The 14,193-nt window shown below is 72.3% G+C and carries 12 protein-coding genes; 4 read left to right on the top strand and 8 right to left on the bottom strand.

From position 1 onward, the window contains the following. Window positions 1-10 precede the first annotated feature (10 nt). The 4 genes from IAG43_RS24850 to IAG43_RS24835 are packed head-to-tail and all read right to left on the bottom strand — an operon-like array spanning window position 11 to window position 3,924. A complete protein-coding gene (locus IAG43_RS24850; protein WP_187742898.1) occupies window positions 11-1,204 on the bottom strand; it encodes a radical SAM/SPASM domain-containing protein in 1,194 nt (397 codons plus the stop codon). Between the two features lie 38 nt (window positions 1,205-1,242). Beyond that, window positions 1,243-2,055, bottom strand: coding sequence for an ABC transporter permease (locus IAG43_RS24845; protein WP_246574541.1), 813 nt, complete (start codon window positions 2,053-2,055; stop codon window positions 1,243-1,245). Beyond that, window positions 2,048-2,854 carry an ABC transporter permease gene (locus tag IAG43_RS24840; protein ID WP_187742897.1) on the bottom strand — a complete coding sequence of 269 codons (807 nt, stop codon included), beginning with the start codon at window positions 2,852-2,854 and terminating at the stop codon, window positions 2,048-2,050. Before IAG43_RS24840 ends, IAG43_RS24845 begins: the two co-directional genes overlap by 8 nt. Further along, window positions 2,851-3,924 (bottom strand): ABC transporter ATP-binding protein, encoded by a 1,074-nt coding sequence (locus IAG43_RS24835; protein WP_246574540.1) that lies wholly within the window; start codon window positions 3,922-3,924, stop codon window positions 2,851-2,853. The genes IAG43_RS24840 and IAG43_RS24835 overlap by 4 nt, the downstream gene beginning before the upstream one ends. Window positions 3,925-4,204: 280 nt before the next feature. Between IAG43_RS24835 and IAG43_RS24830 the strand changes: the two genes are divergently transcribed. Further along, the gene (locus IAG43_RS24830; protein WP_187742895.1) at window positions 4,205-5,341 is read left to right on the top strand and encodes a hypothetical protein; all 1,137 of its coding nucleotides are present in this window, start codon (window positions 4,205-4,207) and stop codon (window positions 5,339-5,341) included. A gap of 29 nt (window positions 5,342-5,370) precedes the next feature. Here the strand turns inward: IAG43_RS24830 and IAG43_RS24825 are convergent, their stop codons facing one another. After that, complete coding sequence (locus IAG43_RS24825) at window positions 5,371-6,483, bottom strand: hypothetical protein (RefSeq protein ID WP_187742894.1); 1,113 nt, start codon at window positions 6,481-6,483, stop codon at window positions 5,371-5,373. A 162-nt stretch (window positions 6,484-6,645) separates the two neighbouring features. On the opposite strand from IAG43_RS24825, the gene IAG43_RS24820 reads away from it, so the two are divergent. Next, complete coding sequence (locus IAG43_RS24820) at window positions 6,646-7,227, top strand: GNAT family N-acetyltransferase (protein ID WP_187742893.1); 582 nt, start codon at window positions 6,646-6,648, stop codon at window positions 7,225-7,227. Window positions 7,228-7,399: 172 nt separating this feature from the next. Here IAG43_RS24820 and IAG43_RS24815 read toward each other — a convergent pair whose 3' ends face one another. Together IAG43_RS24815 and IAG43_RS24810 are read right to left on the bottom strand one after the other, a co-directional pair. Further along, entirely contained in the window at window positions 7,400-8,422 is a 1,023-nt protein-coding gene (locus tag IAG43_RS24815) for a hemolysin family protein (RefSeq protein ID WP_187742892.1), read from the bottom strand. Further along, the gene (locus IAG43_RS24810; protein WP_187742891.1) at window positions 8,419-9,738 is read right to left on the bottom strand and encodes a hemolysin family protein; all 1,320 of its coding nucleotides are present in this window, start codon (window positions 9,736-9,738) and stop codon (window positions 8,419-8,421) included. Before IAG43_RS24810 ends, IAG43_RS24815 begins: the two co-directional genes overlap by 4 nt. Before the next feature lie 469 nt (window positions 9,739-10,207). Here IAG43_RS24810 and IAG43_RS24805 point away from each other — a divergent pair, with 469 nt between their 5' ends. Continuing rightward, the gene (locus tag IAG43_RS24805) at window positions 10,208-11,884 is read left to right on the top strand and encodes a cellulase family glycosylhydrolase (protein ID WP_246574537.1); all 1,677 of its coding nucleotides are present in this window, start codon (window positions 10,208-10,210) and stop codon (window positions 11,882-11,884) included. A gap of 271 nt (window positions 11,885-12,155) precedes the next feature. Further along, complete coding sequence (locus tag IAG43_RS24800; protein ID WP_187742890.1) at window positions 12,156-12,821, top strand: class I SAM-dependent methyltransferase; 666 nt, start codon at window positions 12,156-12,158, stop codon at window positions 12,819-12,821. A gap of 180 nt (window positions 12,822-13,001) precedes the next feature. Here the strand turns inward: IAG43_RS24800 and IAG43_RS24795 are convergent, their stop codons facing one another. Continuing rightward, the gene (locus IAG43_RS24795; RefSeq protein ID WP_187742889.1) at window positions 13,002-14,159 is read right to left on the bottom strand and encodes an acyl-CoA dehydrogenase family protein; all 1,158 of its coding nucleotides are present in this window, start codon (window positions 14,157-14,159) and stop codon (window positions 13,002-13,004) included. Window positions 14,160-14,193: the final 34 nt, after the last annotated feature.

The raw sequence follows: 14,193 nt of genomic DNA, 5'->3' as shown, positions 1-14,193 counted from the left end.
ACGGAACTCCTCATCCGAAGGTGGCGATCGGTCGGAACTCGCGGCCCGGGAAGTCGGGCCGCTGGTTGTGGCAGCGCCGGCAGATGAAGTCGTCGGCCGCGGGGGCGACGCCGAAGACCTGCTGCCGCAGCCGCACCGCCTTCTCGCCGGTCATCAGGCTCGTGAGGGAGCCGTCGCGGATGTTGCCGAAGGTCTCGCGCTGGTAGTAGTCGTTGCAGCACAGGAACAGGTCGCCGGTGACGCTGAAGTTCCCGTGGGCGACGGGCCATCCGCAGCCGCTGAGCCTGCCGTCCGCGCGCACGTCCTGGGCGTAGGCCGGATCGCCGACGTCACCGGCGCGGTCGCAGGTCATCGTGGGGACGACCTCGGCCCCGCGCGAGCCGTAGCGGTCCGTGATCTGCAGGAGGTTGCGCTGCTGGTCCTCGCCGACGCCGTTGACGACGATCTGGGTGCGGAAGCCCGCGGAGAGTGCGGCGTCGACGTTCTTCATCGTCCGCTCGTAGAGCCGTGACGAGGTCAGCGCGGCGAAGTCGGCCGGTTCGGCGCTCGGCATGTTGACGATGAGGTGCCGCAGCACCTCGCCGTCCGCCAGGGCGTCGATCTTCTCCTGCGTCAGGCCGCTGGCGTTGGTGTAGAGGGCGAGTTCGAGACCGTACCGGCGCAGCACCTCCAGCCGATCGGTGAAGTGCTTGTCGAGCGTGGGCTCGTTGAAGAAGTGGAAGGTGACGTACTCGATGGTTCCGAGGTCGGCCAGCTTGGCCGCGATCTCCTCGAAGAGGTCCATCTCCATGGTGCGGCGCGGCTTGGGGTCGGTGGCGACGGGACAGAACCGGCACCCCCAGTTGCAGTGCGCGGTGACCTCGATCTCGCCGCTGCGCAGGTGGAACTCCCGGCAGAGCCGGGACGGGTGCTGGAGCCATCCCCGGGCGACCAGGTCCTCGGTGAGCGCGCCGGTCCAGCGGCCGGAGATCTCCCCGGCGGGCACCGGGCGGTCGGCGCAGTGCCGCAGCACCTCCAGGACTCTGTCGTCCGACTCCCATACGACGGTGCGGTCCAGGCCCACGATTCCGTAGCGCGCGTCGCCGGGCGCCGGGTACCCGAGCGGTTCGCTGGGGCCGAACGTGTCCGTCAGATAGCGGAGCGGAGTCTCCGCGCCGACGGACAGATGCGTGAGATACGGAGACGTCTGAAGGACATCGTGCACGGTTACCCCCTGTTGCTTCGCATTTCTTGACGGTTCGGTCAGTGGCCCGCGCTCTGGTAATGGCGCATCTGGGATTTCCAGACCAGGGCCGCCGCGCAGGCCATGAGGATTCCCACCGGCAGCGAGAGCAGCGCGTACCAGTGGGGTACGGGAAGTCCTTCCTCCTTTCCGAGTGCGAGAGAGGCGGGAAAATAGGCGACGAAGGCGATGGGCGTGGCGGCGAGCACATGCTGGGAGAAGGCCGGGAAAATCGTCAGCGGATAACTCCCGAGCGTCCCGAAGACCGCGTCGGCGAGATTGCGCAGTGCGGAGGTGTTGAGGGTGCGGAACACCGCGCAGGCCAGCACCAGCTGCACCGACACCTCGATCAGGGCGCCGCCGCACACGGCGGCCGCGAGGAGCAGGACGACCGGCAGGGTGAAGTCGATGCCGACGAGCGTGCAGGAGTAGCCGAACACCGTCAGGGCGACCAGGAGGTCGCCGAAGGCGTTCAGCTCGACGCGGCTGGTCAGGAACTGCACGAACGGGTTCATCGGCCGGAGCAGGTAGCGGTCGAACTGCGCCTCGCGCACCGCCTGGTCCAGGGACCAGAGGTGGCCGAGGGGCACGACCCAGGCGGCGTGCGCCAGCATGCGCAGCCCGTAGAGGAACGCGATCTCCTCCAGGGACCAGCCGCCGATGGCGTCGACCGTGTGCATGACAACGAGGACGATGCCGAAGCCCGCTCCCTGGTAGACGACGCCGAGGGCGACCATGGCCAGGAAGTTCGACCGGTACTGCATCTGTCCGCGCCACGCCGCGCGCTCCATGCGCCAGGCGAGCCGGACCGTCCGCAGGAATCCGTCAGCCACCCTGGACCACGACCTTCCGGGCCGCGCGGCGCCAGACCAGGAGGACGACCGCGGACAGCAGGAGCACCCACAGGAGCTGCAGGCCCAGTGCCCGCGTCCGCGCGGGGCCGGTGACGCCGCCCGTGTACACCTCGACGGGCAGGTAGGTGATGGCCTGGAAGGGGAGCAGGCCGGCCACGGTCCGCAGCGCGTCGGGGAACATCGACAGCGGCGCGAACGAGCCGGCCAGGAACTGGCTGATCACCCGGTAGAGGAGGTTCGCGCTGTCCATCTGGATGGTCCAGAACCCGCTCAGGCCGATCAGCAGGGCGAGCAGGGTGTGGACGGTGAGCCCCAGCAGCAGGCTGGCGCCGTACAGGACGGCGGCCGCCGCGTCCGGTGGCGGCCGCAGGGTTCCGAGCAGGAAGGCCAGCGGCAGGGCGGGGAGCAGCAGGACGAGCGCGGCGCCCATGAACCCCGCCTGCTGGGCCGCCATCTGGGGCAGGTAGCCCACGGGCCGCAGCAGGTCGAAGACGAACGTGCCCTGGGCGACGCGCACCTGCATGTACATCACCACCGACTCCGAGGTGAGCCAGGCGTGCAGACCGGCGATCGTGACGTAGAGGAGGAGCGAGTCGAGCGGCCGGCTCGGCGGGGTCGGGGCGGAGGCGTACGCCGCCCGCCACACGGCGTTCACCAGGGCGATCTGCACCAGGGCCGCCGCCGCGACGCACAGGGCGTTCGCGCGGTGGGTGAAGACGACGCGGGTGCGGGCCGCGGCGACGGCGCCCACGGCGCGCAGGACGGGCGGCGGCGTCACCGGTCCGCGCCCTCTGCCGCCGCCAGGGCCTCGAAGCCGCCCTCGGTCGCGTACAGCTCCTTGACCACGTTCTCCAGGCTGTTCTCGTCGATGGAGAGGTCGGTGACGGCGCACCGCTGCCCCACCTCGGCGAGGATCGCGGGCACGGCGGAGGCGGAGGCGGGCAGGGCGACGCGGACGCGGCCCGGGGACGCCTCGACCACCGTCCCCTCGCCGAGCGTCCGGCCGGCGGCGAACACCGCGGAGCCTGCGTCCCCCGCTTCCACGGCGTCGTACGTCACCGTCAGGGTGCGCCGGGCGCGGTAGGCGGCCTTCAGCCTGGTGACGGTGCCGTCGTAGGCGATCGAGCCCGCGTCGATGAGGATGACCCGGCGGCACAGGCGCTCGATGTCGGCGAGGTCGTGGGTGGTCAGGACGACCGTGGTGCCCTGTTCCCCGTTCAGGCTCCGCACGAAGTCGATCACCCGGTCCCGGGTGTGGACGTCCAGCCCGATCGTCGGTTCGTCGAGGAACAGGACGGCGGGGTCGTGGAGGACCGCGGCCGCCAGGTCGCCCCGCACCCTGCGGCCGAGGCTGAGCTGCCGGACGGGGGTGGTGAGGAAGTCCGAGAGTCCGAGCACCGCCTCGGCACGGGCCAGGTTGCGGCGGTAGCGCGCCGGCTCGACGCCGTGGATGTCGGCGACGAGTTCGAGGGACTCCACCAGCGGGAGGTCCCACCACAGCTGGCTGCGCTGCCCGAAGACGACGCCGATGCGGCGGGCGGTCTCCTTGCGGGCTCCGGCCGGGTCGCGTCCGTCGAGGCGCACCGTCCCCGAGGTGGGGGCGAGCACTCCGGTGAGCATCTTGATCGTGGTGGACTTCCCGGCGCCGTTGGAGCCGATGCAGCCCACCGCCTCGCCCGCCCGGACGGTGAAGCTGATGTCGTCGACCGCGCGGACCACCTCGTGGTCCGTGGCCAGCAGCGTGCGGACGGCCGCAAATCTTCCGCTCCTGCGACGAGGGCGCCTGAATTCCTTCGTCAGATTGCGCACTTCAATGGATGGCGGCAGTTCTTCGGAATCGTTCGGCACGTCCTCACCCCTCGCATGCTGCCGCGCATTCATCGGGCCGGATAATCCACGCGGAATTCGACTTCTCAGATCGCGGAATCCGCAGGCTAACCAGCCGCCCGTATCCCGGTCAACGGGCCGGACCGCGGGCTATAGCAATTCTCGAGCGGGACCATTTGGGCGGCTTCCAGCCGTTTGGTCATGAGGAGTGAAAACCAATTCCGCCCCTCGCCGGGAATCGAAACTTTCCTTCAAAATTGCTTGCTAATATCGCGGCCACATCAAGCGAAAGGGATACGGGATGGCGCTCTCTCGTTCTTCGGACACCCGCCTGTCGGTCTCCGTCATGACGCATCCGGACCGGCTGGCCGACGCGGCGCGCGTGCAGCGCGCGCTGGGTCCGCACGCGGACGTGCGGCTCGCGGTCGACCCGGTCCCCGACGGGCCGCGTACGGCTCTGCGCAGCGCACGGCTGGCCTTCGCCCAGGCGTCCGGCCGGAACGCCACCCACCACCTGGTGCTCCAGGACGACGTGGAGGTCCCCGACGGACTCGTCGACTCCGTCCTGCAGGCCATCGGGACCCACCCCGACGCCGTGCTCAGCCACTTCGTCGAATGGGGCTCACGGACGGCGGTGCTGGCCCGCTGGGCCGCGCTGACGGGGGCGAGCGCGGTGCCGGTCATCAACCCGTACGTGCCGACCGTCGCCCTCAGCCTGCCGACCGGACTCGCCGTCCGGCTGGGCCGCTTCCTCGACGAGGAGGCCCGCGACGGGGAGGCCGACGACCAGGCAGTGCTGCGCTTCGTCCGGACGACCGGGACCCGGGCGCTGGTGACCGTCCCCAACCTGGTGGAACACCTCGACCTGCCGAGCATCACCGGCAACTCCGGTCACGGCGCCCGGCGTTCGGCCGGATGGGGCGCCACCCTCCCGCCCGGGTTCGACGCCACGGTCCTGGAGGTCCCCCGGCTCATGCCGTTCTTCGCCTGGAACACCGGGACCGCGCTGGTCCTCGACACCGCCGACGACGTGCCGGCGACCCAGCGCCCCGCACTGGAGTGCCTGGTGGAGTGGGGCGCCGACGAGGAACGGCTCCGCCGCGTCTTCACCGGGGCCGTGGAGGCCACCTCCGCGGGCCGGGACCTCTTCGGCATCGTCCCGGAGGAGCAGTTCCACGCCGCCTGGCTGACGGCCGTGGCCATGGGGGCCGTTCAGCGCAGCCAGTGGCCCGAGTCGGTCGCGGACCTCGCCGTGGCCCTCAAGGCTCCCGACGGTCCGGCGGCGGCCGCGCTCGCCACGCTGATCCCCGGCGCGCTCCGGGTCTTCGCCGACGTCGACGCGCTCCTGCGGCACCGGGACGACCTCGTGTCGATCGTGTCGGCCGGCATGGTCTGGGGTGCCGGGAACCTGCGGGTGCCCGCCCTGCCGCCCGCCTGACCCGCCGGGCGCGTGCCGCACCGCGTGCGTCAGGCGCCCCGCAGGGCGAACCCGTCCCGGACCAGGGCCGCCAGGTCGGCGCGCAGGGACGTGCCGGAGACGGTGGCGGGCACCAGCGTCCGCAGGCCGCCGGGGGCCACCGTCTCCAGCGCCCGCAGCCCGAGGCCCGCGACGGGGTCCGCCCCGGCCCGCCCGGGGGCGAAGACCGCCAGCGCGACGGCGGCGACCCAGGTCTCGTGCAGGAAGCCGTAACCGAGGGCGGCCTCCAGGCGGTCTCCCGCCGCGGAGGCCAGCCACTTGTCCAGCGCCGCCACGACGTCCTGGTGGGCGACCCCCGCCCGCTCCAGCTCCGGGCGCAGCGTCGTGTACCCGGCATGCCGCTGCCCGGCCGTGTCCCAGCACATCACCACCGCACGCGCCTTCGGCGCGCTGATGATCGGCACCAGACCGGGCGCCTCCAGGAGGTCCGCACGCTGCGGCCCGTCGCCGGGGAGCCGCAGGCAGGGAGAGCGCCGGATGCCCATGGGGCCCCCGTTGCCGACCAGGCTCAGATCGCCGTCGTGCTCGACCAGGTTGGGAGAGGCCACATAGGGCGGAACGCCCTTCTCCGCCAGGAACCGGGCCACCGCCACATCGTCCGGCAGCTCCCGGTCCGGCCACGTCCGGGCGAACTCGCCCAGTTCACGGGCGAGCCGAGCGGGCAGGACCAGGCCGACGGTGGGCACGTACTCGTCGACGCACCGCACCAGCCCGCCGCCCGAGAGCGCGGCCCACCGCACCATGGTCGCCGAGCCCGACCCCCACTCGGTGTGGAGGGATATCGGCAGGTCGGGGCGGAGCCCGAGCAGCCCCTGAAGCGCCTCGGCGAAGCCGGCGCAGGGCGTGGCGTCGTCCTGGAGGACCACATGGTGCGTGGCCCCGTCGGGCACCGCGGCCCACGCCTCGGCCGCCGTGCGCAGCGTCGCCGGGGGACCGTCCGGATCGGGGTCGAGAACCACCGTGGCATCCAGCTCGGGCAGGCTCGCCGCGAGGGCGGTGGCCGCGGCGGCGCGCCGGGGGTGCGCCATGACGGCACAGGAGACCCGGACCTCGCCGGCACCCGTCACCGTGGATCGCGTCGCGGGACCCGTGGGCAGGTTCATCGAACCGATCTCCTCCTCCGGCACGATCGGCGATCCGCCGACTCGGAGCCGCCCATCCTAGGGGCTCGGTCCGCGACTGATGACGGGTGCGGCTCCGTCCCGGGGCAGCTGATCCGGGGTGCTGCGACGACCGTCGATCAGCCCGGGGCACTGTGACGGGCGGTGCCCGGTCGGGATATTCGCTGGTCGCCACTTGTTGACGGCGTCGATACTGCCGCGGTGGATCCAGTGACTCTCGAGACCGACCGCCTGGTGCTGCGGGGCTTCACACCTGCCGACGTGGATGCGGTGTACGAAGCCTGCCAGGACGAGGACATCCAGTTCTACACCCCGGTGCCGTACCGGCGTGCGGACGCGGAGAAGCTGGTCGGCGAGAAGCTGCCCGCTCAGTGGGCCGAGGACAGGGACTACACCCTCGGCGCGTTCCGCAAGGACACCGGTGCCCTGGTCGGCTCGTACTGTCTGACCCTCATCAGCCGCGGCGTCTGGGAGCTCGGTTACTGGGCGGTCAGGGAACAGCGCGGACGCGGGTACTCGGCGGAGGCCGCCCGGGCCCTGTGCGACTGGGGCTGGGCCACCCTCGACGTCCACCGCATCGAGTGGTGGGCCATGGCCGGGAACACCGGCTCGCGTGCCGTCGCCGAGAAACTCGGCTTCACCGTCGAAGGGACACTGTGCAATCGCAGCATCGCCAACGACGGCAAGCCGCACGACTGGTGGGTGGGCGGACTGCTGAGGCCCTGATGCCCGGGCCGATGCTTCGCCGGCTGCGTTCGCTCTTCTGCGGGTGAGCTCCTGGCTCGAACGAGGCAGTGGAGCAGCAGGCCGGCACGCGCCGCGCACGCCCCGCCGACGGCCGCGGCCTCCCGCCCGCGCCGGGGCGCGAGGGGAGGCCGCAGGGGCACGGACCCGGGGGTCAGTGGGCGGCGGGCGCCCCCATCAGCCGGACGAGCAGGTCGTCGAGGCTGATCAGCCCCGTGAGCACACCGTCCTCGTCCCGGACCAGGGCCAGCGAGGCGCGGTTGCGGCGGAGCTGCTCGACCGCGTGCGACACGCTGTCCCCCGAGCGCAGCTCGGGGACCGGGCGGGCCAGCTCGCGCGCCGTGACGGCGCGTCCCCTGGTACGCACGACGAGCGCGTCACGGGCGTGGACCGAGCCGAGGACGGTGTCGCCGTCCACGACGACCAGCCGGGAGCGGTCGGCGCCGGCGGCCGTCGCCAGGATCTCGTCCAGTCCGGCGCCCGCCGGGACACGCACGATGTCCGCGGCCGGTGTGACCAGCTCCGCGACCGGGGTCTGCGGTTCGGTCAGCGAGCGGGTGATCAGCTCGGAGTCCGTGTGGTTGATCAGGCCCAGCCGCTCCGACTCCCGCACCAGGTGCGTGAGCTGCTCGCGGTTGTGGACCGCCGCCAGCTCGTCCCGGGGCTCCACCCGGCACAGGCGCACCAGCGCGTTGCTGACCCGGTTGAGGACCCAGATCAGCGGGCGGACCACCTTGACCACGGCGCGGAACGCCGGGGTCAGCAGCATCGCGGACCGCTCGGGATGCGCGATCGCCCAGGACTTGGGCGCCATCTCGCCGACCACCATGTGGAGGAAGACGACGACGATCATCGCGACGGCGAAGGCGATGCCGTAGCTCAGCCCGCTGGGCAGGCCCAGGTCGTGCAGGAGCGGGTCCAGCTGGTGCGAGATCGCGGGCTTGGAGATCGATCCCAGCCCCAGGGTGCAGATGGTGATGCCGAGCTGGGCGCCGGCCAGCATGAGGGAGAGCTCCTTCATGCCCGCCAGTGCGGCCTTCGCGCCGCGCCGGCCCTCGGCGACCGCCTTCTCCACACGGTGGCGCTTGGCGGCGACGAGCGCGAACTCGGCGGCGACGAAGAACCCGCTGCCGATCAGCAGCAGGACGGTGACGAAGAGTGCCATCGGGAAACTCATGCCTGCGCCTCCTCGGCCGCGGGCTGCTCGACCGGGGTCATGCGCACCCGCTCGGGCACGTGCCGGTCCAGCGTGAGGACGTCGAGGCGCACGCCGTCGACGGTGAGGCGGTCGCCGATGGCCGGGAATCGTCCCAGCCGGTCGATGATCAGGCCGGCCACGGTGTCGTAGTCGTCCTCCCCGGGCAGGGCGACCCCGGTCGCGTCCTCGATCTCGTCCAGCCGGCGACCGGCGTCGACGAGCCAGCCGTCGCCGTCGGCGACGGCGAGGTGGACGACGATGTCGCTCTCGTCGGCGATGTCGCCGACGAGCTCCTCCGCGATGTCCTCGTAGGTGACGATGCCGGCGACACCGCCGTGCTCGTCCAGGACCACCGCGAACTCGTCGTCGCGGTCCCGCATCTGCGCGACCGCGTCGGGCAGCGGCAGGGTGTCGGGCAGCAGCAGCGGGGTGCGGGCGACCGCGCCGGAGGTGGTGCCCGCCATCCGCGACTCCGGCAGGCGCATCAGTTCGCGCACGCCGATGACGCCGGCGATGTCGTCCGGGTGGTTGCCGAAGACGGGGTAGTTGGAGTGCCCGTGCCGCGCGATCAGGCCGACGGCCTCGGTGGCCGTGGCGTCCTGGTGCACGAAGACGGCATCGGCGCGCGGGACCATGACCTGGCCGAGGGTGCGTTCGGAGAACTCCACGGCGTGGTCGACCAGCTCGGCGGTGGCGGCCGGCAGGTGGCCCTGCTCGTGGGACTCGCCGATCAGATGGCTGAGCTCCTCCAGCGTGGCCCCGTGGTGCAGCTCCTCGACCGGCTCGATGCCGATCTTGCGCAGCAGGCGGTTCGCGGCGCCGTCGAAGACGTGCACGACGGGGCCGACCACCTTCAGGTACAGCAGGGTGGAGGGCGCCAGCGACTTCGCCAGGCGCTCCGGGACGGCGAGCGCCAGGTTCTTCGGCGCGAGCTCGCCGATCACCATCTGGAGCACGGTGGCGAGGACGAAGGCGAGGACCACGGAGACGGCGGAGACCGCCGCGCCGGAGAGCCCGATCCCCTCCAGAGCGGGCCGCAGCAGCGCCGAGACGGAGGGCTCGGCGAGGAAGCCGACCACCAGTCCGGTCACGGTGATGCCCAGCTGCGCGCCGGAGAGCATGAACGAGAGGCGTTCCAGCACCTTCAGGGCGCGGGCGGCGCGCTTGTCACCGGCCTCGGCCTCCCTGGCCAGGGCCAGGCGGTCGGCGGCGACGTAGGCGAACTCCTGGGCGACGAAGTAACCCGTGCCGAGGGTGAGGACGAAGACGGCCAGCAGGCCGAGCGCGGCACTCATCGAACACCACCTCGCCGCGCGCCGCGCTCATGGCGAAGTGGTCCGGGACTGTGTCCCGGGGGGTCCGTCGGTCTGGCGGACAAGGCAACTCCTTCGAGGTGGCTGAATCCCGTCAACGCATGGACCCTCCGCATTGTTCCCGACACGTAGCGGGCACCTGTCCGTCCGCTCGCCGCGCCACGCCGTACCGCCCCGCGAACGATCCGGCGGGGCGTGCCGCGGGGGCCGCGGTGCGGGCCGGGTGCCCGGTGCGGGCGCGGCCCGGACGAGGAGGCGGCGCGAGGGACGAGTTCCGGCCAGAGCCTGGAGCGGGCCCGAGCGGTCCGACCACGGAACGGGCTGTCCAAAGTCTTGACGTGTTCCCGGCGTGGTGACTTCATGGGAGCGCTCCCACGCACCTGGCTCAAACCATGGGAGCGCTCTCATGTCCGTTCCGATGCTGTCCCGGCGCCCATCTACTGGAGTCTCCGTGAGAACGAGAAGCACGACGCGTACGCGCACCACACGGTCCCGCACCGCCGTATCCCTGCTGACGGGGCTCACCACCCTCGTCGGGTTCGTCCTCCTCGGCGCCTTCGGCGCCGGCGCCGCCCATGCCCGGACGGCGGGGGCGCTCGCGACGGGCCTGCACATCAGCGACGGGCGCCTGCTGGAGGCGAACGGCAACGACTTCGTGATGCGCGGCGTCAACCACGCGCACACCTGGTACCCGGGCGAGACGCAGTCGCTCGCCGACATCAAGGCCAAGGGCGCCAACAGCGTCCGGGTCGTCCTGTCCGACGGCCACCGCTGGTCCGAGAACAGCCCCGCCGACGTGGCCGCGGTCGTCGCGGACTGCAAGGAGAACCGGCTGATCTGCGTCCTGGAGGTGCACGACACCACGGGCTACGGCGAGGACGCGGCGGCCGGCACGCTCGACCACGCCGCCGACTACTGGATCGGCCTCAAGGACGTCCTCGACGGCGAGGAGGACTACGTCATCGTCAACATCGGCAACGAGCCCTGGGGCAACACGAACCCGGCCGGCTGGACCGAGCCGACGATCGCCGCCGTGAAGAAGCTGCGCACGGCCGGCTTCCAGCACACGATCATGGTGGACGCCCCCAACTGGGGCCAGGACTGGCAGGGCGTGATGAAGGCCAACGCCCAGGCCGTGTACGACGCCGACACGACCGGCAACCTGATCTTCTCCATCCACATGTACAGCGTCTTCGACACCGCGCAGGAGATCAACGACTACCTGGACGGCTTCGTCGCCAGCGGGCTGCCCATCCTGATCGGCGAGTTCGGCGGCCCCGGCGACCAGTGGGGCGACCCCGACGAGGACACCATGATGGCCGCGGCCGAGCGGCTCGACCTCGGCTACCTCGCCTGGTCCTGGAGCGGCAACACCGACCCGATCCTCGACCTGGTCCTCGACTTCGACCCGAGCCGGCTCAGCTCCTGGGGCGAGCGCATCTTCAACGGTGTGAACGGCATCGCCCAGACGTCGGTGGAGGCGACCGTCTTCGGCGGCGCCACCGGGGACGACGAGGCCCCGACGGCGCCCGGCGCCCCGGCCGCCTCGGCCGTCACCGCCGACTCCGCGACGCTGACCTGGGCGGCGGCCACCGACAACGTCGGTGTCACCGGCTACGACGTGGTCCGCATCAGCGGTGGCGCCGAGACGCCGGCCGCCTCGGCCCTCTCGCCCCGGGTCACGGTCACCGGCCTGACCGCGGGCACCTCGTACACCTTCGCGGTCTACGCCCGTGACGCGGCGGGCAACCGCTCGGCGCGCTCCGCGACGGTGGCGGTCACCACCGACCAGGGCGGCACGCCCGGCGGCTCCTGCGCGGTCGGCTACCGGGTGGTCGGCGAGTGGCAGGGCGGCTTCCAGGGCGAGATCGTCATCCGCAACACCGGCACCGCCGCCCTCAGCGACTGGCGGCTGGGCTTCGCCTTCGGCGCCGGGCAGACCGTCGCCAACATGTGGGGCGGCACCGCCGCGCAGTCCGGCGGCTCGGTGACCGTCTCCCCCGCCTCGTACACGTCGACGATCGCGCCGAACGGCTCGGTCACCGTCGGCTTCATCGGCACCAAGGGCGCGACGAACCCGGCCCCGGCCGCGTTCACGCTGGGCGGCGCCGCCTGCGCCGCCGCCTGACCCGACGCGGTCCACGCGGCCGACGCGGTCGGCAGCGGCACACCGCGCACCCCCGCCGGCCGGTCCGGGCATCCGCCCGGGCCGGCCGGCGGCTTGCGTCGGGGGCGGGGGGTGCGGCGGGGGGCGGGGGCGCGTTCCGGGACCCTGTGCGCGCCCGGCGCACCGGCGGGCGCGGGACGGTGTGCGGGGGTCAAGTGCGCCGCGAGAAGGCCCACTTGCGCCGCGTATAGTCGGAGCCAGACGGTTTCGCCCCCTCTGGCGGAGGTTCCACGTGACCACCTCGCCCCACCCGGACCAGGTACGCGCAGGCCAGGCCATCTACCGGCCGTGGACACTGCCGCTCTACGACCTGGTGGCCTTCAAGATCAACTGCCGGTTCCTGTTCGGGGTCCCGGTGCCCGAGGTGGTCGCGATGTTCGACCGGAACGTCTCCGACCGGCACCTGGACGTCGGCGTGGGCACCGGCTACTTCCTGGACACCTGCCGCGCCGCCCCGGACCGGTCCATCACCCTGGCGGACCTCAACGAGCACTCGCTGCGGCACGCGGCACGCCGGCTGGCCCGTTTCGACGTCTCGACCGTGCGGGCCAACGCGCTGGAGCCCCTGCCGCTGCCGGAGCGGTCGTTCGGCTCGGCGTCGCTGAACTTCCTGCTGCACTGCGTGCCCGGCACGATCCGGGACAAGGCCGTGGTCCTGGACAACGTCGCGGCCTGCGTCCGCCCCGGCGGCCGGATCTTCGGCGCCACCGTGCTCGGCAAGGGCGTCCCGGTGGGGCCGGCCGCGCGGGCCGTGGTGCCGTTCTGGAACCGGCGCGGCGTGATGCACAACGCCGAGGACAGCCTCGACGACCTGCGCGCGGAGCTGGCCGCCCGCTTCCCCTCCCACACGCTCACCGTGCACGGGAGCACGGCGCTCTTCGAGGCCGAGGTGCCGTGACCGGCGGACCCGCGGTCCCGGCAGGCGGGTGAGCGCGGCCGGCGGCCGGGCCCGCGGAGGGCCCCCGGCCGCCGGAGCACGGACCGGCCGCGAGGGCCGTTCGTCCGGATCAGGGCCGCGCGCCCGCCGCGATCCGGACGACGGACCCCGGGGCGGGTTGCGGAGCTTCCGCCACCCGCCCTACGTGCGCCGGGGCACCGGGATCACGTAGCGGCTGTAGAGGAGGTCGCGCAGGACGTCGTCGCCGCCCTCGACGACGGAGACGTAGCGCACGTCCCGCAGCAGCTTCCCGATCGGCAGGTCCTCGGTGTAGCCGAGGCCGCCGAACATCTCCGAGCCCACGCTCGCGACGTCCCAGCCCGCCTGGCCGCAGAACATCTTCGCGGTCAGCGCGGACTTCAGGGTGCCCTGCCGGTGGAAGAGGGCCGGCGCGTCCGGGTCCGCCATGATCGCGTCGTAGTCGCGGGCGGCGCGCAGGCAGTGGCTCTTCATGACGTCGATCTGCATCTCCATCTGCCCGAGGCGCTGCGCGAAGACCGGGTTCTCCATGAGGACGCCGTCGCGCAGGGGCTTGGTCCGGGCGTAGGTCATGCAGTGGTCCCGGACGCGGCGGGCGATGCCGATGGCCGTGGCGGCGATCAGGATGCGGCTCGCGTTGAGGCCGATCTCCAGAAGGCGCAGCCCCGACCCGCCGAGGCGGTTCCCGGCCGGGACCCGGCAGTCCTTCAGCGCGACCTGGTACGTGTGCGAGGCGCGCAGGCCGATCACGTCCCAGCGGCGCACGATCTCGACGCCGGGCGTGTCGCGCGGGACGAGCACCGCGTGGTACGCCTCGGGGTCCTCGGCCGAGCGGGCGACGACGATCAGGAAGTCGGCGAAGTCGGTGTTGGTGGAGAAGAACTTCTCCCCGGTGAGCACGAGTTCGCCGCCGTCGGCGGCGACCGTCGTCTCGATCCGGGCGAGTTCGCTGCCCGCGTTCCGCTCGCTGCCGAGGGTGGCGCAGAACGAGCCGCGTGCGGCCATCGGTCCGAGGTGGCGGGCCTTCAGCTCGTCGGAGCCGTAGAGCTGCACCATGCTGGTGCCGAGGACCGAGATGAACAGGGTGAAGGCCGCGCCCGCGTCGCCGTAGGCGATCTCGTTCACGATCTCGACGCCGTCCTCCAGGGTGAGCCCCCGGCCGCCGAACTCCTCGGGCAGCCACCAGTTGGCCAGCCCGGTCTCGCGGAAGCGCTCGTAGACGTCCGACGGCTTGTCGTCGAGCGCGTCCAGCTCGGCGTGCCGGCCGTCGAGGTGTTCCTTGACGAACGCGCGCACGGCCTTCAGGTCTTCCGGTCTCATCGCCTCACCATTTCCACGTCGGTCACCCGGGTGC

The organism is Streptomyces genisteinicus (genome assembly GCF_014489615.1).
GTDB lineage: Bacteria > Actinomycetota > Actinomycetes > Streptomycetales > Streptomycetaceae > Streptomyces > Streptomyces genisteinicus.
Note: the sequence above shows the minus strand (reverse complement) of the source record. Positions and strands in the feature narration are given on the sequence as shown.

Coding starts and splice junctions, on each gene's coding strand:
- IAG43_RS24830 (WP_187742895.1), top strand. CDS start 4,205: ATGGCGCTCTCTCGTTCTTCGGACACCCGCCTGTCGGTCTCCGTCATG.
- IAG43_RS24825 (WP_187742894.1), bottom strand. CDS start 6,483: ATGAACCTGCCCACGGGTCCCGCGACGCGATCCACGGTGACGGGTGCC.
- IAG43_RS24815 (WP_187742892.1), bottom strand. CDS start 8,422: ATGAGTTTCCCGATGGCACTCTTCGTCACCGTCCTGCTGCTGATCGGC.
- IAG43_RS24810 (WP_187742891.1), bottom strand. CDS start 9,738: ATGAGTGCCGCGCTCGGCCTGCTGGCCGTCTTCGTCCTCACCCTCGGC.
- IAG43_RS24795 (WP_187742889.1), bottom strand. CDS start 14,159: ATGAGACCGGAAGACCTGAAGGCCGTGCGCGCGTTCGTCAAGGAACAC.